The sequence below is a fragment of the Halomonas sp. 18071143 genome (genome assembly GCF_019211725.1).
In the GTDB taxonomy this organism is placed as follows: Bacteria; Pseudomonadota; Gammaproteobacteria; order Pseudomonadales; family Halomonadaceae; genus Vreelandella; species Vreelandella stevensii.
Genome location: NZ_CP078120.1, coordinates 1,708,765 through 1,729,874 on the forward strand (window position 1 = coordinate 1,708,765; position 21,110 = coordinate 1,729,874).

Genomic DNA, 21,110 nt, shown 5'->3' on the forward strand with positions numbered 1-21,110 from the left:
TCACTACCTAGCTGCTCAGCTTCTTTTCCAGATAATGGATGTTGACGCCACCCTGGCGGAAGTAGCTGTCTCGAACCAGGTCTTTCTGCAGGTCGATGTTGGTTTTGATGCCTTCCACCAGCAGTTCGTCCAGCGCATTGCGCATGCGGGTCAGCGCAATGTCGCGATCGGCGCCCCAAGTGATCAGCTTGCCGATCAGCGAATCGTAATGCGGTGGAACGGTGTAGCCCGTGTAGAGGTGCGAGTCCATGCGAACGCCCAGGCCACCTGGGGCGTGGAACAGCGTCACTTTGCCAGGAGACGGCATGAACGTACGGGCGTCTTCGGCATTGATACGGCATTCGAAGGCATGACCATTGAGCTGCACGTCTTCCTGGCGAATCGACAGCGGCATGCCAGCGGCGATGCGCAGCTGCTCCTTGACGATATCCACGCCGGTGACCATCTCCGTCACGGGGTGCTCTACCTGGACCCGGGTGTTCATCTCGATGAAGAAGAACTCACCCTCTTCGTAAAGGAACTCGAAGGTGCCGGCGCCGCGATAGTTGATCTCGATACAGGCCTGACGGCAGGCTTCCAGAACCCTGGCGCGTGCCTCGGGGTCGAGGCCGGGCGCTGGGGCCTCTTCCAGCACCTTTTGGTGGCGGCGCTGCAGGGAGCAGTCCCTGTCGAACAGGTGAATCGCGTTACCTTGGCCATCGGCAAGTACTTGCACCTCGACATGGCGCGGCTTCTCGAGAAACTTCTCCATATAGACCGTGCCGTCACCAAAAGCAGCATGCGCTTCGGTGCGGGTGACGGTAATGGCAGACAGCAGGTGCCCTTCGGTATGCACCACGCGCATGCCACGCCCGCCGCCACCGGCCGCGGCCTTGATGATCACCGGGTAGCCAATGCGGCGCGCAGTGGCCAGATTGGTGGCATCGTCATCGCCCAGAGGGCCATCCGAACCGGGAACGGTTGGTACGCCTGCTGCCTTCATGGCCTCGATGGCGCTGACCTTGTCGCCCATCAAGCGAATGGTCTCTGCGCGGGGGCCGATAAAGGTAAAGCCAGAGCGTTCTACCTGCTCGGCGAAGTTGGCGTTCTCGGAAAGGAAGCCATAGCCCGGGTGAATCGCGCTCGAGTCCGTCACCTCAGCGGCGCTGATCAAGGCTGGGATGTTCAAGTAGGATTGCGCGGAAGAAGCAGGGCCGATGCAGACGGCTTCGTCTGCCAGGCGAACGTGCATCAGCTCGCGGTCGGCTTTGGAGTGAACCGCTACGGTCTTGATGCCTAGCTCTTTACACGCTCGCAAGATGCGTAGGGCTATCTCGCCGCGGTTCGCGATAAGTACCTTGTCCAGCATGGGAGAGTCCACCCGTATCGTAATGAAAGATTAAGCGAGGACGATCATGGGCTGATCGAATTCCACCGGCTCGCCATCTTCCACCAGAATGGCTTCGACCACGCCATCACGGTCGGCTTCGATCTGGTTCATCATTTTCATGGCTTCGACGATGCACACGGTGTCGCCTTGCTTTACGGTGTCGCCAACTTCCACGAAGGCCTTGGCGCCAGGGGCCGGGCTGCGGTAGAAAGTGCCGACCATGGGAGAGTTGACGGCTTCACCGCGATAGCTGGCACCTTGAGGTTCCGCTTCGGCGCTGGGGGCGCTTGGCGCAGGAGCCTGCGGCGCGTATGCGGGCTGGGCGTATTGTGGCATTGGCTGTGGCTGCCAGCTGACTCCATTCGGATGGCGGCTGATACGCACTGATTCTTCGCCTTCCTGAATTTCGATTTCGCTGATGTTGGACTCTTCCAGCAGCTCGATCAGCTTTTTGACCTTACGAATATCCATCTATATAGCCCCAAACGTTAATCAATAAAACACGGCGCAGCAGGTCGAACCTGCCTGCTTGCGTGCGGCGCAGTAAACCTGATTTTAAAACGAAGAGAACGCTGCACGATGGCGAACGTTACCCCTGTGTCAACGCTAAAAGATGAGCTTTTTAGCAAATATGGCTGCGGAGTTTGCCGAAAAAGTTGCGCACTGTCCAGTGGTCGCCTCAGGCGTGGCTAATTTTGCGACTTAAACGACCGTTTGACGACGTTGGCGACAAAGCGCTAAAAAAATGGCCAGCGCACCGTACTGCGCTGACCATGTCATTCAGACTAGTGCAAGGCTAACCTTGCTGCCACCGTTTGAGTGAATCGAGGTGCTGCGCCAGTGCGTGTGCCGTGACTTCGCCCTGTATACGTGCTTCCCGGACCTCGATACCATGCTGAAAGAACAGCAGGCTGGGCGGGCCAAACAGGTCGAAATGATTCAATAGCTCTCTGCTGTTTGCGTTGGTATTGGTAACATCGACTGCGACACGCTGAAAATCGTTCAATTGCGCGGCTACTTGCGGATTGGGATAGACGTCTCGCTCCATTAATTTACAGGATATGCACCAGTCGGCAGTGAAGTGTACGAAGACTGGCTGATCGGATTGAGCAGCTTGTTCCAGCTGGGTTTGTAGCTCGCCCAGCGTACTAACCGTTTCAAACGGTAGTGCCGTTTCAGTGGTGGTGGTCGAGCTGCTGCCCAGCGTCAATGGGCGTAGTGGGTTGGTGCCACCCTGAGCCGCCCCCAGTACCAGGGCTATCCCCCAGGCAAGCAGCATCAGGCCCAGGGTTTGGCGTGCCTTGGCCCAGCCCGACGCGTGCTGGAGCGTCAAGGCTCCCAGCGTCAGGGCAGTCCCGATCGCCAGCGCTGCCCAGAGCAGCAGGCCGATGGAAGGTGCCACAAGACGTTCGATCATCCAGATGGCGACCCCTAGCATCAGCAAGCCAAACGCGATCTTGACGCCGTTCATCCAGGCGCCCGAGCGCGGTAGCAGCGTCGTGCCAAAGGTGCCGACCAGCAGTAGCGGCACGCCCATGCCCAGACCCAGTGCAAAGAGGGCGGCACCGCCCACCATGGCATCGCCCGTGGACGATATGAACACCAGGGCGCCCGCCAGTGGCGCCGTGACGCACGGTGAAACCACCAGCACCGAGAGCGCTCCCGCCAGGGCCAGGCCTGCCGGGCCGCTGCGCTGGGCTCGCGCCTGCCAGGCGTCGACGGTGTTGGCCACTCGGGGAGAAACGCGTAGATCGAAGGCGCCGAACATGGCCAGCGCAAAGAGGGTGAACAGCAGTGCAAAGGTGATGAGCACCGGCGCTGACTGAAGATGTGCCTGCAGGTTCAAGCCTGCGCCAAACAGCCCCATCAGCACGCCCACCAGCGCATAGGTGCTGGCCATGCCCAGCACGTAGCTGGCTGACAGCACGAAAGCACGGGGTCTGGTCGGGTTTTGCCCTACCACGATGGAGGAGAGAATGGGAATCATGGGCAGCACGCAGGGCGTAAAGGTCAAGCCGATACCCGCCACAAAGAATAGCCCTAGCATCAAGGGCAGGCTGGCCTCGCTCATCAGGTGGCGAAAACGGCTGTCCTCGCTTTGCGGGGCAGTAAAGGCTGAGGGTTGGGCGATAGAGGACTGCGCGTCGCTTGTTGATGCAGTATTGGCTGGAGCATCCGTCCCCTGGTGTTCACTCCATTGGGCGAACTGGCTGGGGGGTGACGCTTGCGGAGCTTTCAGCGTTACCCGCTCTGGCGGGTAGCAAAGTCCGGCATCGGCACACCCTTGAAACGTCAGCTCGATATGGGCCGGGCCAGAATGGGGCGCGGAAAAGGGTACTTCGAACACCAGGCTGTCGCGAAAGATATAGACGTCACCCATGAACTCATCGTTGGTGAACGTGCCTTCGGCGATGATGGGGGCTTCCAGGCGGAGATCATCCTGCAGGCTGGCAACCGCGAGCTGGTGTCGATAAAGATAGTACTCATCGGCAATGTCGATGCCGATATACAGTGTTTCTTCGTCATGCCAGGCGCTGGGTTGGAACGCCTCCATGACAGGCAGAAAATCACTTTGATTACTGGATGAAAACCATTGGCCTTGCGCCAGCAATGGCAAGCAGGCCAGTAGGAAAAAAAGAGAGAAGCGTTTGAGCAGTAACACGAGGTTTCCTTACGCAGCGGTGTCGAGGCAACAATAGCACGCAGAATACCGTAACCGTTCGCCCAGGCGTAGCGGCTGCGGTGACGTGACGCGCTACTTCATGTTCGCTTAACCCAGTATGCAAAAGGCCGCCCGAAGGCGGCCTTGGACGAATCATGGCAGAACGTTTGCCACTTGAACGTCGACTCAGGACTTCTTGTAAGCCGCCACCGATTTTTCGATGGCCTTGCGAGCGGCTTCAACCCCTTCCCATGACTCTACCTTGACCCATTTGCCTTTCTCCAGGTCCTTGTAGTTCTCGAAGAAGTGGGCAATCTGCTGGCGCAGCAGTTCTGGCAGGTCGGTGACTTCCTTGACGTCATCATAGAGGGCAGACAGCTTGGCATGAGGTACGCATACCAGCTTGGCGTCTTCGCCTGCTTCGTCAGTCATGTTCAGGATGCCTACCGGGCGGGCGCGAATGACACTGCCGGGAGCGACCGGGTAGGGGGTCACCACGAGTGCGTCGAGGGGGTCGCCGTCATCTGCCAGGGTGTGAGGGATGAAGCCGTAGTTGGCCGGGTAAAACATGGGGGTGGCCATGAAACGGTCAACCAACAGCGCACCCATATCCTTGTCGATTTCGTATTTGATCGGCGCGTGGTTGGCAGGAATTTCGATCGCCACATAGATATCGTTGGGCAGATCCTTTCCAGCGGGGATGTTATCGAGGTTCATCTTGAGTTCCTTGGCTTGGCTTATCTATTGCGATTGAGGCAGATGTCAAACAATTGATGCATTGCATTAATAGGGCAGAATTATACGAACATGACTGCCAGATTACCAATGCGACATAGGTGTTTGACGTTGATGAAGACAGGGGGCGGAGTGCTCTTTGATGGCCGACGCGACGTTTGGTGGGCATCGTTTCGGCGTCGCAGCGTGTATCATGTCGCCGTGTGATCGTGGCAAGGACCTTTATGTCCAGGAGGATGAGTTGGCGCACGCCCAGTTGCTAATCAGTTATGGTCAGGCTTTCGTTGCCCCGCAGCGCCGCCAGCATCGCAGCTCCATGTCGGTGCGCCTGCCGGATGCGCCCGTATTGAAATCGAAAGGTGGCTGTGCCGTCATCAGCGACTCGCTGTCGCGCAATACCATGGCCAAGCAGGCAGGTGATCTAAGCGTGCGTGGCTTTTTGTCCGACTATTACTCCACCCCCGAGCACTGGGATACCAAGACCTCTGCCACGCGGGTCTTGAGAGCGCTCAATAGCTGGTGTTATAGCCAGAGTCAGCACGTCAAGGAAGGTGGTTTTGTGTCCTCCATGTCTGCCCTGGTATTGCTTGGCCGCGAAGGGCACCTGTTTCATATGGGGGACACGCTGGTCTTTCGTCTGCGAGGGGCCGAGTTCGAACAGTTGACCCGTGACCATGTAACCGACGTGGGGGGGTACCGCTATCCTTCTCGGGCCTTGGGCATGGATGGCAGCCTGGATATCGATTACACCCACCTGCCGCTCAAACAGGGTGATTTTTTCGTCTTTACCACCCAAGCCGTGCGCGGCACGCTCATGCCGTCTGACTATGTGCGCTTGATTCGTGAAGATGCCAGCGATCTCGATGCGGCCTGTGAGCGCCTGGCCAGCGAGGCCAAGCAGCGCGCCCAGGAGCGAGGTTATGGGGGAGAGCAGTTCTGTTTTCAGATTCTGCGTGTCGATGAGCTGCCGGAAGAACCCAGTGATACGCCCAGTATGCTGTATGGGGACTTGCCCATCCCCCCAGAACTGGCGGTAGGCGAGCGGCTGGATGGCCTCGAAATACAGGCGGTGCTGTCGCGAAACGCGCAGTCCAGGGTCTACCGCGTACGCGATGTGCACAGCGACCGTATCATGGTCATGAAGGCGCCAAGCCCAGAGCTTTCGCTGCGCAATGCCTATCTGGAACACTTCCTGCTGCAGCAGTGGGTAGTGGAGCGGGTCAACTCCCCCTTCGTGGTCAAGGTCATGGAGCTGTCGCGTCCTCGCCGCTATCTCTACTATCTCATGCAGAACGTGGAAGGCGAGACGCTGCGTGAGTGGGCGCAGCGCCACCCTCAAGCCAGCTTGAACCAGCGTCTGGACATTGCCAACCAGCTGGGCAAGGCGGTACAGGCGCTGCACCACCGAGATATCATTCATCAGCAAATCAACCCGGATAACGTACTGATCGACCAGCACGGTAAAGTCGTGCTGACCGACTTCAGCGCCTGCCACATGCGCGAGGTGGATGGCCATCGCCAATCCGGCGACCTGCTGCGACAGGTGGGGCTTTGCGAGCATACGGCGCCTGAGTATGCGCTGGGCGACACCATAGGCCGCCGCAGCGACCAGTATTCGCTGGCTTCGACCGTTTACTGGTTACTGACCGGTGAGCTGCCGTACCTGTTGACACCTAACCGCCTGCGCAGCCATACCGATCTTGAAGAGCTGGCCTATCGCAGCGCGCGTACCACCAATCCTGAGATTACCCCGGAGCTGGATGAGGCGCTGCGTCGAGCCCTGGACCCCCAGCGAGCGCTGCGTTTTCGTCGCATGTCGGAGTTTCTCTACGCACTGCGTGTGCCCTTGGGGCGTTTGCCGGTACGCGAAGAGTCGCGCCCAGAAGCTCGGCGGTTCTGGCAGGGGGTAGCGGGCATTCTTCTGCTGCTGTTGGTGCTCTCCTGGCTGTTACGCTAGGTCAGAACGCAGAAGGGATGGCCTGGGCCATCCCTTCTAGCGCGACTGCGGGCCGTTCAGGTCGTATTACAGCGTGAACGTGGGCAGTTTCTGCGCCACTTTCGCCAGCTTCAGCTTGGCGACTTTGGGCAGGCCATTTTCGAAGGGCGGGAAGTCTTCGCCTTGAATCAGCGGGGACAGGTAATCGCGGCACTGCTGAGTGATGTCGAAGCCACTTTCGCTGATGAAGTCACGTGGCATGAACTTTTCCTGGTTAGCGATTTGTGCCAAGGGAGCAGAGATCACGTCCCATTGGTACGGGGTCTGAGAGATGCGACGAATCGCCGGCATCATGGAGTTCTTGCCTGCCAGCGCCAGCGTCACGGCTTCGCGGCCCACGGCATAGGCCTGCTCCACATCGGTTTTGGAAGCCAGGTGGCGCGCCGCCCGCTGCAGATAGTCAGCCACGGCCCAATGGTACTTGTAACCCAGGTCCTGCTTGATCATGCCCGCCAGAGTGGGCGCTACACCGCCCAGCTGGCGGTGGCCAAAGGCGTCGGTGTTGCCTGCATCGGCCAGGAAGGTGCCGTCTTCGTAGCGTGCCCCTTCAGATACCACGATGACGCAGTAGCCGTACTTCTTGACGCTCTCATCGACCCTGGCCATGACCGCTTTGCGGTTGAATGCCACCTCGGGGAAGATGATCAGGTGAGGCGGTTCACCTTCGCCTTCCCCTGCCAGACCACCCGCTGCTGCAATCCAGCCTGCATGACGCCCCATGACCTCAAGCACGAATACCTTGGTAGACGTGGCACACATCGAGGCGATGTCCAGAGACGCTTCGCGAGTAGAAGTGGCAATGTACTTGGCCACGCTACCAAATCCGGGGCTGTTGTCGGTGATGGGCAGATCGTTGTCGACGGTTTTCGGTACGTGAATGGCGGTCAGTGGATAGCCCATTTTTTCCGATAGCTGAGACACCTTGAGACACGTGTCGGCGCTATCACCTCCGCCGTTGTAGAAGAAGTAGCGAATATCGTGGGCTTTGAAGACCTCGATCAAGCGCTCGTACTGGGTGCGATGAGTATCGATATCCTTGAGCTTGTAGCGACATGAGCCAAAAGCACCGCCCGGGGTGTGGCGCAGGGCAGCAATGGCGTCGTCGCTCTCCTGGCTGACGTCGATCAGGTCTTCAGTCAGGGCGCCGATGATGCCGTTATGGCCGGCATACACCTTGCCGATCTGATCGGGGGCTTGCCGACACGCTTCGATCACGCCGCAGGCGCTGGCATTGATGACGGCGGTAACGCCACCGGACTGGGCATAAAAGGCATTGTGCAGGGCCATGGAACGTTTCGTCTCCTGAGCGAGTGTCGTGTTGCTAGCTAAATGAGTTTTCGGGGTATCAGTAAATGCTGCGGAGTTTAGCCTAAAGCCGTTGCCACTGCATTACACGCAGGGCAAGGCTGCTGGAGCTACTCCTCGCCTGCGTCCATGGCTTGCTCTTTCAACGCCAGCTGCCAGCCGCCCAGATCCTTGTAGCGATTGACCATGGCGCAGAATAGTTCGGCGGTGCGCTCGGTATCATAACGGGCGGAGTGAGCCGATTTGTTGTCGAATTCGATGCCCGCCGCACGACAGGCGCGTGCCAGCACGGTTTGGCCGTAAACGAAACCCGCCAGGGTCGCTGTATCGAAACTCGAGAACGGATGAAACGGGTTGCGCTTGACGCCACACCGATTGGCGGCTGCGTTCAGAAACCCTTGATCGAACGCCGCGTTGTGGCCTACCAGAATGGCGCGAGAGCAGCCATGCGCCTTGATGGACTTGCGAATGGGGCGAAAGATTTCCCCCAACGCCTCGGACTCGCTCAAGGCGACCTGGCGGCGCAGCGGGTCATCCAGGTTGATACCCGTGAAATCGAGAGCCGATTGCTCCACATTGGCCCCCTCGAAGGGGTGAATATGGTAAGCATAGGTGGCGTCGGGCAGTAGATTGCCTTCCGGGTCCATGGTGAGCGTCACAGCGGCAATTTCCAGTACGGCATCCGTCTGGGCATTGAACCCGCCCGTTTCCAGGTCAATGACCACCGGCAGGTAACTGCGAAAACGCTGGGCCATCAGATCGCGGGCAATTGCCTCGCTCATGCAGCTCTCCTTAGTAAAGCGAGTAATCGAACACAGTGGCGGTCATGGGGAGTCGCCACGAATGAGCTGATTCTAGCAGCTTTGGGCCCAAGGCGTCGTTGACGGTATTCGCTGGGCAATGAGAGCGCTATACTGGGTGCCAGGTGTAATGGGTAGTGCCCGAGCGTGCTACCGATTCTGGTGAACTGTGTTCTTATTCAAGAGGAGCAAAGAATGTCCGATGTCAAAAAGGTTGTGCTGGCATATTCAGGCGGCCTGGACACATCCGTTATCGTCAAGTGGTTGCAAGAGACCTACAACTGCGAGGTAGTGACCTTCACTGCCGACATCGGTCAAGGTGAGGAAGTCGAGCCCGCGCGTGCCAAGGCCCAGGCGCTGGGTGTCAAGGAAATCTATATCGAAGACCTGCGTGAAGAGTTCGTGCGCGATTACGTCTTCCCCATGTTCCGTGCCAACACCATTTACGAAGGCGAGTACCTGCTGGGTACTTCCATCGCTCGCCCGCTGATTGCCAAGCGTTTGATCGAAATCGCCAACGAAACCGGCGCCGACGCCATTTCCCACGGTGCGACCGGCAAAGGCAACGACCAGGTGCGTTTCGAGCTGGGCGGCTATGCGCTCAAGCCGGGCGTCAAGGTCATCGCACCCTGGCGCGAGTGGGACCTCACTTCACGCGAGAAGCTGATGGCCTACTGCGCAGAGCACAATATCCCGGTGGACTTCTCCAACAAGAAGAAGAAATCCCCGTACTCCATGGATGCCAACCTGCTGCACATCTCCTACGAAGGCGGCATTCTGGAAGATCCGTGGGCCGAAGCCGAAGAAGACATGTGGCGCTGGAGCGTTTCACCGGAAGCCGCCCCTGAGCAGCCCACCTACGTCGAACTGACCTTCGAGCAAGGCGATATCGTGGCCATCGACGGCGAGCCGTTGAAGCCCCATGAAATCCTCGAAAAGCTTAACAAGCTGGGCGGCGACAACGGTATCGGTCGTCTGGATATCGTCGAAAACCGCTATGTGGGCATGAAGTCGCGCGGCTGCTACGAAACTCCCGGAGGCACGATCATGCTGCGTGCCCACCGCGCCATCGAGTCGCTGACACTGGACCGCGAAGAAGCACACCTGAAAGATCAGCTGATGCCCAAGTACGCCGAAGTGATCTACAACGGCTACTGGTGGAGCCCCGAGCGTCGCATGCTGCAGGCGGCCATTGACGAAACGCAGAAAAACGTTTCAGGCGTCGTGCGCATGAAGCTCTACAAGGGCAATGCCACGGTGGTGGGCCGCAAATCCGAGCAGTCGCTGTTCGACGAGTCCATTGCCACGTTCGAAGACGATGCCGGTGCCTACAATCAGAAAGATGCCGAAGGCTTCATCAAGCTGAACGCGCTGCGCCTGCGCATTGCGGCCGGCAAAGGTCGCCAGCAAAGCTAGTCTCTTGCCTTGTGACCAGCCCCGGTGGGTTGGTCACTCTTTCCTGGAGTGGTCATGTTTAAAAAACTACTTGCGGGCCTGTTTGGGTCAAGCGATGAGCGTGGAGGCCTGTCGGGCACCAAGGCGGCTGAGCCTGTCGCCTACAAAGAGTACCTGATCATTTCCCAGCCGGATGACCAGAGTGGCCAGTACCGTGTCAGCGGTGTGATTCGTAAAGCCGTTGCGGGTGATAGCGTTCAAGAGCACCGTTTCGAGCGTTCTGACATGCTGCCAGGGCGTGAGGCGTGTGATGCGCTGATGGTCAGCAAGGCGCAGCGCTTCATCGATGAGGTGGGGGACGCGATGTTCGAACCGGACCCCCGTCGTGAAAGCGGTACCCCTAACTAAGCTGTGAATCCATCAGGGTGCGCGCTTCTGCGGCGGCCTGCAGCATCAAGTCTGCAGGTGCCGCTAATAAGGCGCCCTGTTCAAAGGCCTCTACATCCTCTAAAAGCTGCCCCATACGCCAACATGGCTTGCTAGCGCTTTATGGACACTCGGACTTAAAGGCAACTCTTGCAGCATTGTGACCAGATCAATACCCAAAATGATTGGCATATGCGAGAAAAGCCCCACCATAAATGTCTCTTCTGCAATATCCTACTCTGCCTGACGGGGTAAATGCATTTAGAAAGCCAAGAATAGCGTACAAGATGAAGAACATGCCAGTTACATTAAGATACGCTTGCCTGTCACATTTTTTCACTTATCAAGCTGTGCAGGGAGTTCAATCGACATCCGAGTGCCACCCAAGGGCGAGGCCTCTGCCCACATTTTTCCCCCGAGATGCAGAACGATGGCACGGCTGATGGGTAATCCCAGCCCACTGCCTTTGGGTCGCTGTGGCCTGGAGTGTCCGTTGCGCTGCAACTGATAGAACTTTTCGAAAACATGCTCCCTTTCTTCTTCGGGAATGCCTGGCCCATTATCGTCCACGCTCAGGCGAAAATGATCTTCATAGGCTTCTACGCTTAGCATTATCTCGGGATGGGTGTGGTGCGCGAACTTGCGCGCGTTTTCCAGCAGATTGATGATCACCTGTTCCAGCCTGTCGGGGTCAGCTTCTACCATGGCAGTCTCGGGCTGCACCACCAATTTAAAGGTCAGGGCTTCTTCTTGATGCAAGCGGGCCAGTGCGTCGCTGCTTTGTCGGGCTAATACCACGAGATCGACGGGCTGGGGTGACATGGTGAAACGACCACTTTCCAGACGCGCCAGATCGAGTATTTCCTCAATCAGCCGGGAGAGTCGCTCACTTTCCTGCACCATGATGGTCAGGAACTGATGGCGCTTGTCATCGCTGATGTCCGGAGTGTCGCGCAATATTTCGGCAAACGAGCGAATCGACGTCAGGGGGGTTCGTAACTCATGGCTGACCATGGCCACGAACTCATCTTTCATCCGGTCCAGCTCGCGCAGCCGCTCATTGGCACTGCGCAGTTCCTTGCCCACCCGGGCCAGCTCCTGGGATTTCTGCTCAAGGCGACGGTTGTACTCCAGCGTCTGTGACGTGGTATCCAGAATGCTCATCACCGAGGCAACGTCCAGCGCTTCACCGCGCAGCACCGAATTGATCAACACGCTGGCGGAGGCACTGCCCAGCGAGCCTGCCAGCGCCTGCTCGGCCCGCGTGATCAGCCCGCTGGAAGCAGGCTGTGTTTTGTTCAGCGGCTCATGTTGGGTAAACACGCGCTCGGTGGCCGTACTGCCCAGGTAGCGGATGAGCAGGGCGTGTAGGGCGCCTTCGGTGGTTTCGCCTCGCCATAGAGAGGTCGTGTGCAGGCCCGGGTGCATGGCGCCGGTGAAGAGTGCTGCCTGGGTCTGCTCCAGCGGCGTGGGCCGGGTAAACAGCGATACACCTACCAGCAGCCCCACATTGCACAGCATGCTCCAGAACAGTGAGTGGGTATAAATGTCCCAGCCGGTCAGGCCCAGCAGGGCATAGGGCGACAGCCACGCTAGCCCCCAGGGGCCTTGGGTGACCAGCGCGCTATCCAGCCATCCCGATTGAGCAAAGCCCGGCAGCAGCAGGGTGTAGAACCAGACGATAAAGCCTGCTACCAGAGCCGCGGCCGCCCCTTGGCGGGTGGCGCCGCGCCAGTAAAGGCCGATCAGCAGCGCAGGGGCAAATTGAGCGACGCCCGCAAACGAGACCAGTCCGATGGTGACCAAGCTGTAAGTGTCGCCAATCAGCGCGTGGTAGAGATACCCCATCAGCAGAATCACGACGATGGCGATTCGGCGTATCCCCAGCAGCCAATCGGCCAGCTTGCCGTGGCTGCCGATATAGAGCCCTTTGACCTTGAGCAACAGCGGCATGACCAGTTGGTTGCTCACCATGGTGGAGAGCGCGATGGTTTCCACGATCACCATCCCCGTGGCCGCGGACAGCCCACCGATGAACACCAACAAGGGCAGGCCCTCGAGACCTGCGGAGAGAGGCAGCGTCAGCACGAAGCTGTCCGGGTCTCCGGCATCCAGCAGCAGCCCCGCCAGGGCAATGGGAATCACGAACAGGTTGATCAGCAGCATGTAGAGCGGAAACAGCCAGCTGGCGCGAATCAGGTGCTGCTCATCGACGTTCTCGACGACCAGTACCTGGAACTGACGTGGCAGGGTCAAAAAAGCCAGAAACGCGAGCAGCAGCATGCCCACCCAGCCGGTGGCCCCGCCGGGTACACTCTCCAGCCGCATGGCGTTGGCCAGCTCCGGCATGGCCGCGGCCTGCGCGAACAGGGCGGCAGGCCCCTCGAACAGCACGAAGGTGACGAAGATACCCACCGCCAGGAACGCCACCAGCTTGACCAGCGACTCGACCGCAATGGCCGCGACCATGCCCTCGTGGCGCTCGCTGGCATCCAGATGCCGAGTGCCGAACAGAATGATGAACACGGCCAGTACCATGGCGATCCAGAACGAACGATCACTCCAGAACCGCTCGGTGGCCAGGGTCGCGTCGGCACTCAACGGGTAATTCATCAGCACCGCATGGCTGACCGTGATCGCCTTGAGCTGCAGCGCGATATAAGGCGTGATGGTAATCAAGGCCATAAGGGCCACCAGAGCACCCAGCAGAGAACTCTTGCCATAACGAGCACTGATGAAGTCGGCAATCGAGGTGATCCGCTGCTGAGCCGCAATGCGCACCATCTTGCGCAGCGTGAAAGGCGCCAGCAGCATGGCCAGCGTTGGCCCCAGATAGATGAGCAAGAAGCTAGGGCCAAACTGCGCGGCCCGGCCCACGCTGCCGTAAAAGGTCCAGGCGGTACAGTAGACCGCAATGGAGAGCGCATACACCGTGGGCGAGCCAATCAGCGAGCGCCCCTGTTCGGCGCGGCGGTCTCCCCAGGCGGCCACCATGAACAGCAGTGCCAAGTAGCTAAAGGCAGCGCCAATCACCACCAGGTCGGTACGCATGGTCATCGCCGCCTGGGCGCTTCCACCAGCCAGGCGGTCATGCCGATCAGCGCGCCCCAGACCACGAACAGGTAGAGCGGCAGCCAACCCAGTGAAGAGGGCAAACGGTCCATGATCAGCAGGGCAGGCGGACAAAACAGCAGCAAGGCCAGTATGATCAAGGCGATCAATCTTTCCTGACGTCGGGAGAGCGGGCGGGTGTTTTTCATGAAGCGCTGGCATCCTCACGGTCGAAGGCATTGGCCTGCAGGGCTAGCAGCTCCTCCAAGGTATCGATGCCTCTGGCTTCCAGCCGGGGCAGCAGCGCCAACCATAGCTCCGCCGTGACGCGGGCATCGCCCAGCGCCGTATGCCGCGTGCCGGGGGGAAAGTGCAGATCGTAGCGCTTGGCAAGGGTATCCAGGTCGTGACCATCCAGCGCTTCGTCCAGTGCTCTGGAGATCAACAGCGTATCGAGCACCGGCATGTCAAAGCGCACGCCGTGGCCGCTGATGGCCAGCATGTCGAAGGCGGCGTTGTGGGCCAGCAAGACGGCATTGTCCACATAGGCGCTGAACCAGGTCAGCACGCTGTCCAGCGTGGCAGCCCCCGCCACATCGGCATCGGTAATGCCGTGGATGACCGTGCTGGCCGCCGGAATGGGGCGTTGGGGGTCGACGTAATGGTTGAAAGCGTCGCTGGCCAACAGTCGGCCATTGACGATACGGCACGCCCCCAGGCTGATCACCGTATCGCCTCGACGCAGCTCCAGGCCGGTGGTTTCCGTGTCGAAGGAGACGATATCCAGGTTGCGCAAGCGTCGGTTGGCCAGCGCATCATCCGGGGCAGGCAGCTGGGCAATGCCGAAGTCATGAAATTCGGGCCGTGGCGGGGCGGGTTCACGGGGGGCGTCGGTACGCTCTATGGTGGGTAGCGGCATGCGCAAACGCGCGTGGCGCTTGTCGCTGTCGGCAACGCTCCAGATATCGGCGGCGTGCTGGCGCAGGATGTCGGCCACCGATGGCCCTAGCGGCAGCGCCGTCAGTCGCTCTTCACGCCAGCGTACCAGCTCGCTCTCGGGCACGGGAGCGCCTTGCCAGATCAGGTCGACGTAAACGCGTTTCTGATGATGGCTCAGCTCACCCTCGAAGCCGCCGCTGGGCAAGTGACTGTGTAAATAGCGTACCAATGAGTTGAACAGCTCGATCAGAGCGGGAGCATCGCCCTTGAACCAGGCAGGCATGCCAATAGGGGTGATCAGCCGATGGGCAGGGTCCAGGCGTTCATCCAGGGATTGCCAGAAATCATTGGACCACATGGGCCGCAAGCGCTCGCCGTGGTACTGCATGTCTTCGAGGAGCGTGGCCATTCTGGCGACCTGCTGGTTCAGGCCATGGCTCTCTTCATGAATGACCTGCTCCAGGCGTTCTCTTAATGCAGGGTCCTGGGGCAGAGTGCCCAGCTGTCGAATCACATCCGCTGCGCTGCCCAGACTGGCAGAGTGCTGGCGTAGCGATGGCAATAGACTGCCAAGGTCGGCACGCACGCCCATCTCATTGTTCCATGCCGTGGTGGCATCGCTGCACGTGACCAGGGTTTCTTTCTCGCTGCCGGGCACGCGACGAATCACCACTTTTAGCCAGCGCTGCTCGCAGGGGGCCAGCAGTTCGCGGGGAGAGCCATCGTCCGGTAGCTGGGTCAGGGCATGCTCCAGACCAACGGTGGGCAGCAGCGTGTCGAGACGTTTACCAAGCCCCAGCCCCGTGTGCCCGGCAAAGAAGTCCTCGGCAGCCTGGTTGAACAGCATGACTCGCCGATGGCGGTCGCAGAGCAGCAGCGGCGTTTCCAACACCTGCAGCAGGGTTTCCAGCTCCTGGCGTATGCGGGTGGCGCTACGCGCACCCTCTGCATGAGCGGTGGCCAACCGCCCCCGGTCGGCGCGCCAGCTCTGGCTGAGGCGCCGCAAATCCGGGCCAAGGCCCTTTAGCCAGCCTTCGGGTGTTTTTTCGTCCTGGGCATCCGGGTTGGCCACCCAGCGAGCCAGCTGGGCCTGAAGGTGGCGCAGCGGTGTAAACAGCATGCGTTCGAGCAGCAGCCCGACCAGAAAAATCGTCATGCCACCAGAGAAGCTGCCCAGCCAGAGCGCGGCGCGCCCAGCCCCCGAGAGGTTCAACTGGGCATCGAGCCAGGCGGCAAAAATGGCCCCGCCGAGCAGGCTGATCCCGCTCAACAGCAGCCATACGCCCATGAGTTGCTGGCGTTTGGGTAACCCTTTGCCGGTCATGATGTTCGCTCACCCAGCAGGGATTTGACCTTTTCCACCAGTTGTTGAGTGGAAAAGGGCTTGGTCACGTAGTCGTCCGCTCCCAGCGCCAGGCCTTTCTCGCGCTCTACCTCGCGGCCGTGGGCGGTCAGCATGATGACTGGCAGCCGCGGGGTCGACGCTTGCTGTTCACGCTGGCGCAGCTGTTCGAGCACTTCGAAGCCGCTGATGCCGGGCAGGCTGATATCCAATAACAGCAGGTCGGGGGAGGCATCTTCCAGACGTAAAAGCGCGCTTTCTCCATCCTCGGCAGTCACGACTTCGAGTCCGGCGTGGGACATCAAGAACTCCAGAGACAGGACAATATTGGGTTCATCGTCGACCACTAAGACTTTGGCCATGGAGGGCTCCTGATAACGCAATGTTATTATTGGTTCTTGAAGAAGTTTAGGTAGCCAAACCGAGCACGCCAAGACGACCTTCGATGAGTATCGTCATGACGTCTACAACTTTCGCCGTGGTTTAAAGCCATAAAAGGGCTTTTTCATGGACTTGCCAGACGACTCATACCACTATGAAAACGCTCGGAGTGAGCAAGCGAGTAAGCCCAACAATAAAGCATCATCATTAAAGGAGCTGCGCTTATGAGTGCTATTTTCTTGGGGTATCCGGAATCTAGTGTGTAATTCCACTTCAGCCTACAGCGTGTCACATAATCCGTAAACCGGAATTGCGTGTGTGATACCTCTGTCGTATCATCGGGCTTCTAAACCGGAACTAAGTGTGTATTCTGTCGTCAGAATTCGCACGTAGTCGAAGGCTCGACGAACGACTGGCCAGGAGTGGAAAACATGGCGATTAGTCAGGCACGCATTATCGAATCCATGGAGCAGGCCTGCTCCAACCTCAATCCGGATGAGTTCATTGATACCGGAATTGAGGGAGAGAGAAAATCATCTATTCCCACACTCAATTCCGGATACCCTTTTCTTGCTGGTGGTGGGTCTTGGGGCAATGGCGATGGGGTACTTTATCGAACATCGCGAAAAACCTCGTACTTCTGTGCGAGGATGGATAGCGAGGGGCGCGAGAGCGCCCCTAGTCCGGCCTCGATTGTTGCTCAATATACTGCTTGACCATGCTCAGGGGGGCGCCTCCGACACTTCCCGCAAAGTAGCTTGGACTCCATAGCGCATTTTTCAGGTACGCAGGCTTCACCAGTTCGGGGTGCAGCCGCTTCAATCTCCTGCTTGATACGCCTTTCAAGCTGTTCACCAGTTTGGATAACGCCACTTTTGGCGGGTAGTTAACCAACAGGTGAACGTGATCTGTCTCACCATTGAACTCAACTAGCTCGCTTTCAAAATCCGCGCAGACCCGTCGAAATAGCGTTTCAAGGGAGTCGAGGTGCTCAGTGTTGAAGATTCTGCCCCGGTATTTGGTCACAAAGACCAAGTGAGCATGAATCATAAAAACACAGTGTCTACCGGTGCGTAAGTCTTGTTTGGTCTCCATAGGCCAACTATACTACAGCCTATGAAACAGACCAAGACCCTCAAGGTTCGAGTGAAGGACAAACACGCCGCCGAGCTTAACCGCATGGCCCGCAGCGTGAATTTTGTTTGGAACTACCTCAACGAACTGTCTTCCCGAGCCATTCGGGAGAAAGGTCTGTTTCTGTCTGCCTACGACATGCACCCCTATACCAAGGGTGCTGGCAAGGACCTCGGCCTGCACAGCCAAACGCTGCAATGCATCGCTGCTGAATACGTTGCCCGCCGCAAGCAGTTCAAAAAGCCCCGCTTGAATTGGCGCAAGTCCGGCGGTGTACGCCGCTCACTTGGCTGGATTCCGGTCAATACCGGCGCGGCCAAGTGGAAGAACGGGCAGGTATTTCATAACGGCACCTACTTCAAGGTGTGGGATAGCTACGGCCTGTCGACATACAAGTTCCGTGCCGGCAGTTTCAACGAAGATAGCCGGGGCCGGTGGTATTTCAATGTTGCGGTCGAGGTGGACGTGCAGCCGACGCTTGGGCAGGGCGCCGTTGGCATCGACCTTGGGCTCAAGGATGTGGCCACCTGTAGCGATGGAGGAAGGCTGGAAAACAGCCGCTTCTACCGCCGCATGGAAGACCAGTTGGCGACAGCCCAACGTGCCCGCAACAAGCGGCGGGTAAAAGCTATTCACGCCAAGATCAAGAACCGTCGCCAGGACGCGCAGCACAAGTTTTCCCGGAAACTCGTCAACCAGTACGGCGAAATCGTCGTGGGCGATGTTTCCTCAACCAGGCTCGCGAAGACCAGGATGGCCAAAAGCGTCTACGACGCTGGCTGGTCACAACTGAAAACGATGCTGGAATATAAATGCGCTCACGCAGGCATTGTCTTCAAGGTCGTTCGCGAAACCAACACCACCCGCGCCTGTTCGTCGTGCGGCTCGCTTAGCGGGCCGCAGGGCGTCAACGGGTTGCGAGTAAGGGTCTGGGAGTGCGTGGAGTGTGGTGTACTCCACGACCGGGACGTGAATGCGGCCCGGAATATCCTCAGCCTCGGGGCAGGACGTTGCCCTCAAGAAGTTGGAATCCCTGTCCTTTAGGGCGGGGAGGACGTCAAGCAGCGCCAGAAATGATGCAGGAGCTGGAGCGGCAGATGCGCCTGACACGTCAGTCTCCCGGCACTCAGGAGGCCGCCTTGCTGGAGCGGTTGGCTCGTCTGATGGTGGACGATGAGGCCCCCTATGACGTGATCATTTTCGATACGGCGCCCACGGGGCATACCCTAAGGCTATTGACTCTGCCCGAGGCCATGGCCGCGTGGACCGACGGGCTGCTGGCCCATAACCGCAAATCCGCCGAGTTGGGCAAGGTGCTGGAGCATCTGACCCCCAAGCGAGGCAGGGACGTGGCGACGCCCTTTGACGACCCCACCCAGGACCCGCTGGAAGACCTGGATGAACGCACCCGCGATGTGGCCAGCACGCTGATCGAGCGCCGCCGCCTGTTTCACCAGGCACGACGACGTATCGAGGATGAAAACGCGTGCAGCTTCTTGTTCGTCATGACCCCCGAGCGGCTGCCGATCCTGGAAACCGATCGTGCGGTGAAAGCACTGGAAGAGGTGCGTATCCCGGTGGCGGGGGTGCTCATCAATCGGGTGATTCCCGCAGACGCCGACGGCGAGTTCCTGGCAGCCAGGCGGCAGCAGGAGGCCACTTATCTGGCGCGCATCGAACAACATTTTCGCCACCTGCCGCGCCCCGTGCTACCCTGGCTGCCGACGGATGTACAAGGTATTGAGGTGCTGGAGCAGTTGGCTGCCCAGCTTGAACAGCAAGGATTTTAATGCGGGTATTGCTGCTTTCCGCCTACGAGGCGGTCAGCCATCGTTACTGGGCAAACAGTTTGATGGCTGAACTGACGGATGTGGAATGGACATTGCTGAGCTTGCCACCGCGCCATTTTGCCTGGCGCATACGCGGTAATCCGCTGAGCTGGTGGTTGAAGGAATACGCTACCCTCAGCCAGCGCTTCGATGTGGTGCTGGCCACCTCCATGGTAGACATGGCTACGCTGGTCGGGCTGTTTCCGCACCTGGGCCAGGCCCGCAAGATCGTCTATTTCCACGAGAACCAGTTTGCCTACCCGGAGTCCAGCGAGCAGGTGCCCCAGGTCGAAGCCAAAATGGTCAATCTCTATGCGGCCCTGGCGGCGGATACCCTGGTATTCAACACCGCCTATAACCGCGACTCCTTTTTTACGGGCGTCAGGCAATTTCTGAAAAAAATGCCCGAGAACCTGCCGGCCGCCGCGCCGCTGGAGCGGCTGAGGCGTTCGGCAAACGTGCTGCCGGTGCCCTTGCAGCCGCTGGCGCAGGGGCCCGACGTTGCACCGCCACCACGGCGCATCGTCTGGAACCACCGTTGGGAGTACGACAAGAACCCTGAGGACTTCTTTGCGGTGTTGTTCAGGCTGAGTGAGGAGGGCGTGCCTTTCGAGCTTGCCGTCATGGGCCAACGGTTTCGTGACGAGCCCGCCATCTTTGCCGAGGCGCAGGTGCGGCTGGCGCAGCATCTCGTCTGTTGGGGGGCCTCAGCCAGAGGAGCAGTATCAGGCGCTGTTGAACGGCGGCGGCATCGTCGTGTCGACCACCTGGCATGAGTTTCAGGGGCTGGCCATCATGGAGGCTGCCCAGCGTGGTGCGTGGCCGCTGGTGCCGGACAGGCTCTGTTTTCCGGAACTCTATCCTGACGCCTACCGTTACGATGGAACACGGGAGGGGCTCTATCAGCGCCTTGCCGCGTGGCTACAAGGTACAGTGGCCGCCCCTGAGCGGCTGGATACGTCGCCCTGGGAGTGGCCCCAGTGGCGCGAGGCGTATCGTCAGTTGTTGGACTGAAGCAGGTCCAGGCGCTTGGTCGGCCAGTGCACCACGGCCGTGTGAGGTCGTATCTTGCTGGGCAGCTCCCTGGGGCGGCCCAAACGTTCAGGTCAGCTCGGTTTTGTCTTTATAGTCGCAAAGATCCTCGATGATACAGCTACCGCAGCGTGGCTTGCGAGCGATACAGGTATAGCGGCCATGCAGGATCAGCCAGTGATGGGCGTCCTGCTTGAAAGCCTTGGGCACATGGCGCAACAGCTTCTGCTCCACTTCGACCACGTCCTTGCCCTTGGCGATGCCCGTCCGGTTGGAGACTCGGAAGATATGCGTGTCCACGGCGATAGTGGGCTGCCCAAAGGCGGTATTGAGAATGACGTTGGCGGTCTTGCGTCCGACACCCGGCAAGGCTTCCAGCGCCTGGCGGGTTTGCGGCACGTTGCTACCATGCTGGTTCACCAGAATATGGCAGGTCTTCATCAGGTTTTCAGCCTTGGTGTTGAACAGGCCGATGGTCTTGATGTACTCCTTGAGTCCCTCGATGCCCAGCGCGATGATCGCTTCGGGGGTGTTGGCCACCGGAAACAGTCGGTCGGTGGCTTTGTTGACGCCCACGTCGGTGGCCTGTGCCGAGAGCAGCACTGCAGCCAGCAGCTCGAAGGGGGTGCTCCAGTTCAGCTCGGTGGTGGGGTGCGGATTTTCCGCCTGCAGGCGGGCAAAAATCTCCTGTCGTTTCTGGGCATTCATGAACGT

General features: G+C 59.2%; 20 protein-coding genes. 8 read left to right on the plus strand and 12 right to left on the minus strand.

The annotated features are described in order from the left end of the window. Positions 1–7: 7 nt before the first annotated feature. The 4 genes from accC to ppa all read right to left on the minus strand — a co-directional run bounded on the left by accC (position 8) and on the right by ppa (position 4,748). A complete protein-coding gene (gene accC / locus KVY02_RS07930; protein ID WP_081193311.1) occupies positions 8–1,348 on the minus strand; it encodes an acetyl-CoA carboxylase biotin carboxylase subunit in 1,341 nt (446 codons plus the stop codon). Positions 1,349–1,378: 30 nt separating this feature from the next. Then, the gene (gene accB / locus KVY02_RS07935) at positions 1,379–1,840 is read right to left on the minus strand and encodes an acetyl-CoA carboxylase biotin carboxyl carrier protein (RefSeq protein WP_016913719.1); all 462 of its coding nucleotides are present in this window, start codon (positions 1,838–1,840) and stop codon (positions 1,379–1,381) included. A gap of 325 nt (positions 1,841–2,165) precedes the next feature. After that, the gene (gene dsbD, locus KVY02_RS07940) at positions 2,166–4,031 is read right to left on the minus strand and encodes a protein-disulfide reductase DsbD (protein ID WP_218314930.1); all 1,866 of its coding nucleotides are present in this window, start codon (positions 4,029–4,031) and stop codon (positions 2,166–2,168) included. 186 nt (positions 4,032–4,217) lie between these two features. Beyond that, a complete protein-coding gene (ppa, locus tag KVY02_RS07945) occupies positions 4,218–4,748 on the minus strand; it encodes an inorganic diphosphatase (protein WP_100730596.1) in 531 nt (176 codons plus the stop codon). Positions 4,749–5,007: 259 nt separating this feature from the next. Between ppa and KVY02_RS07950 the strand changes: the two genes are divergently transcribed. After that, positions 5,008–6,723, plus strand: a complete 1,716-nt coding sequence (locus KVY02_RS07950) for a bifunctional protein-serine/threonine kinase/phosphatase (protein WP_081137319.1) — start codon at positions 5,008–5,010, stop codon at positions 6,721–6,723. Between the two features lie 66 nt (positions 6,724–6,789). Here KVY02_RS07950 and KVY02_RS07955 read toward each other — a convergent pair whose 3' ends face one another. Then, positions 6,790–8,049: a 6-phosphofructokinase gene (locus KVY02_RS07955; RefSeq protein WP_081137282.1), complete on the minus strand. Its 1,260-nt coding sequence runs from the start codon at positions 8,047–8,049 to the stop codon at positions 6,790–6,792. Positions 8,050–8,177: 128 nt separating this feature from the next. Beyond that, positions 8,178–8,849 carry a ribonuclease T gene (gene rnt / locus KVY02_RS07960; RefSeq protein ID WP_081137284.1) on the minus strand — a complete coding sequence of 224 codons (672 nt, stop codon included), beginning with the start codon at positions 8,847–8,849 and terminating at the stop codon, positions 8,178–8,180. A gap of 213 nt (positions 8,850–9,062) precedes the next feature. Between rnt and KVY02_RS07965 the strand changes: the two genes are divergently transcribed. Then, positions 9,063–10,283: an argininosuccinate synthase gene (locus KVY02_RS07965; RefSeq protein ID WP_081193305.1), complete on the plus strand. Its 1,221-nt coding sequence runs from the start codon at positions 9,063–9,065 to the stop codon at positions 10,281–10,283. A gap of 54 nt (positions 10,284–10,337) precedes the next feature. Continuing rightward, positions 10,338–10,670 carry an HlyU family transcriptional regulator gene (locus tag KVY02_RS07970; protein WP_218314931.1) on the plus strand — a complete coding sequence of 111 codons (333 nt, stop codon included), beginning with the start codon at positions 10,338–10,340 and terminating at the stop codon, positions 10,668–10,670. A 354-nt stretch (positions 10,671–11,024) separates the two neighbouring features. On the opposite strand, the gene KVY02_RS07975 is transcribed toward KVY02_RS07970, so the two are convergent. From KVY02_RS07975 to KVY02_RS07990, 4 genes are read right to left on the minus strand one after another with little or no spacing between them, the layout of a single operon-like run. After that, positions 11,025–13,739: a sensor histidine kinase gene (locus KVY02_RS07975; protein ID WP_218315067.1), complete on the minus strand. Its 2,715-nt coding sequence runs from the start codon at positions 13,737–13,739 to the stop codon at positions 11,025–11,027. Between the two features lie 2 nt (positions 13,740–13,741). Beyond that, on the minus strand, positions 13,742–13,948 hold the full coding sequence (locus KVY02_RS07980) for a hypothetical protein (RefSeq protein ID WP_218314932.1): 207 nt from the start codon (positions 13,946–13,948) through the stop codon (positions 13,742–13,744). Then, on the minus strand, positions 13,945–16,002 hold the full coding sequence (locus tag KVY02_RS07985) for a 3'-5' exonuclease (protein ID WP_218314933.1): 2,058 nt from the start codon (positions 16,000–16,002) through the stop codon (positions 13,945–13,947). Before KVY02_RS07985 ends, KVY02_RS07980 begins: the two co-directional genes overlap by 4 nt. Beyond that, positions 15,999–16,382 carry a response regulator transcription factor gene (locus tag KVY02_RS07990; protein ID WP_100730600.1) on the minus strand — a complete coding sequence of 128 codons (384 nt, stop codon included), beginning with the start codon at positions 16,380–16,382 and terminating at the stop codon, positions 15,999–16,001. The genes KVY02_RS07985 and KVY02_RS07990 overlap by 4 nt, the downstream gene beginning before the upstream one ends. 450 nt (positions 16,383–16,832) lie before the next feature. Here KVY02_RS07990 and KVY02_RS07995 point away from each other — a divergent pair, with 450 nt between their 5' ends. Continuing rightward, a complete protein-coding gene (locus tag KVY02_RS07995) occupies positions 16,833–17,117 on the plus strand; it encodes a hypothetical protein (protein WP_218314934.1) in 285 nt (94 codons plus the stop codon). On the opposite strand, the gene tnpA is transcribed toward KVY02_RS07995, so the two are convergent. After that, positions 17,080–17,496 (minus strand): IS200/IS605 family transposase, encoded by a 417-nt coding sequence (gene tnpA, locus KVY02_RS08000; RefSeq protein WP_016914376.1) that lies wholly within the window; start codon positions 17,494–17,496, stop codon positions 17,080–17,082. The two genes, KVY02_RS07995 and tnpA, sit on opposite strands and share 38 nt — an antisense overlap. Before the next feature lie 21 nt (positions 17,497–17,517). On the opposite strand from tnpA, the gene KVY02_RS18315 reads away from it, so the two are divergent. From KVY02_RS18315 to KVY02_RS18540, 4 genes are read left to right on the plus strand one after another with little or no spacing between them, the layout of a single operon-like run. Further along, the gene (locus KVY02_RS18315) at positions 17,518–18,579 is read left to right on the plus strand and encodes an RNA-guided endonuclease InsQ/TnpB family protein (protein WP_016914375.1); all 1,062 of its coding nucleotides are present in this window, start codon (positions 17,518–17,520) and stop codon (positions 18,577–18,579) included. Positions 18,580–18,632: 53 nt separating this feature from the next. Next, positions 18,633–19,325, plus strand: a complete 693-nt coding sequence (locus KVY02_RS08010) for an ArsA family ATPase (RefSeq protein ID WP_256357592.1) — start codon at positions 18,633–18,635, stop codon at positions 19,323–19,325. After that, entirely contained in the window at positions 19,325–20,140 is an 816-nt protein-coding gene (locus KVY02_RS08015) for a tRNA-queuosine alpha-mannosyltransferase domain-containing protein (RefSeq protein ID WP_371317407.1), read from the plus strand. Before KVY02_RS08010 ends, KVY02_RS08015 begins: the two co-directional genes overlap by 1 nt. Further along, positions 20,121–20,378: a hypothetical protein gene (locus KVY02_RS18540; protein WP_371317408.1), complete on the plus strand. Its 258-nt coding sequence runs from the start codon at positions 20,121–20,123 to the stop codon at positions 20,376–20,378. Before KVY02_RS08015 ends, KVY02_RS18540 begins: the two co-directional genes overlap by 20 nt. Positions 20,379–20,465: 87 nt before the next feature. Here the strand turns inward: KVY02_RS18540 and nth are convergent, their stop codons facing one another. Next, positions 20,466–21,104: an endonuclease III gene (nth, locus tag KVY02_RS08020; protein WP_081193293.1), complete on the minus strand. Its 639-nt coding sequence runs from the start codon at positions 21,102–21,104 to the stop codon at positions 20,466–20,468. Positions 21,105–21,110: the final 6 nt, after the last annotated feature.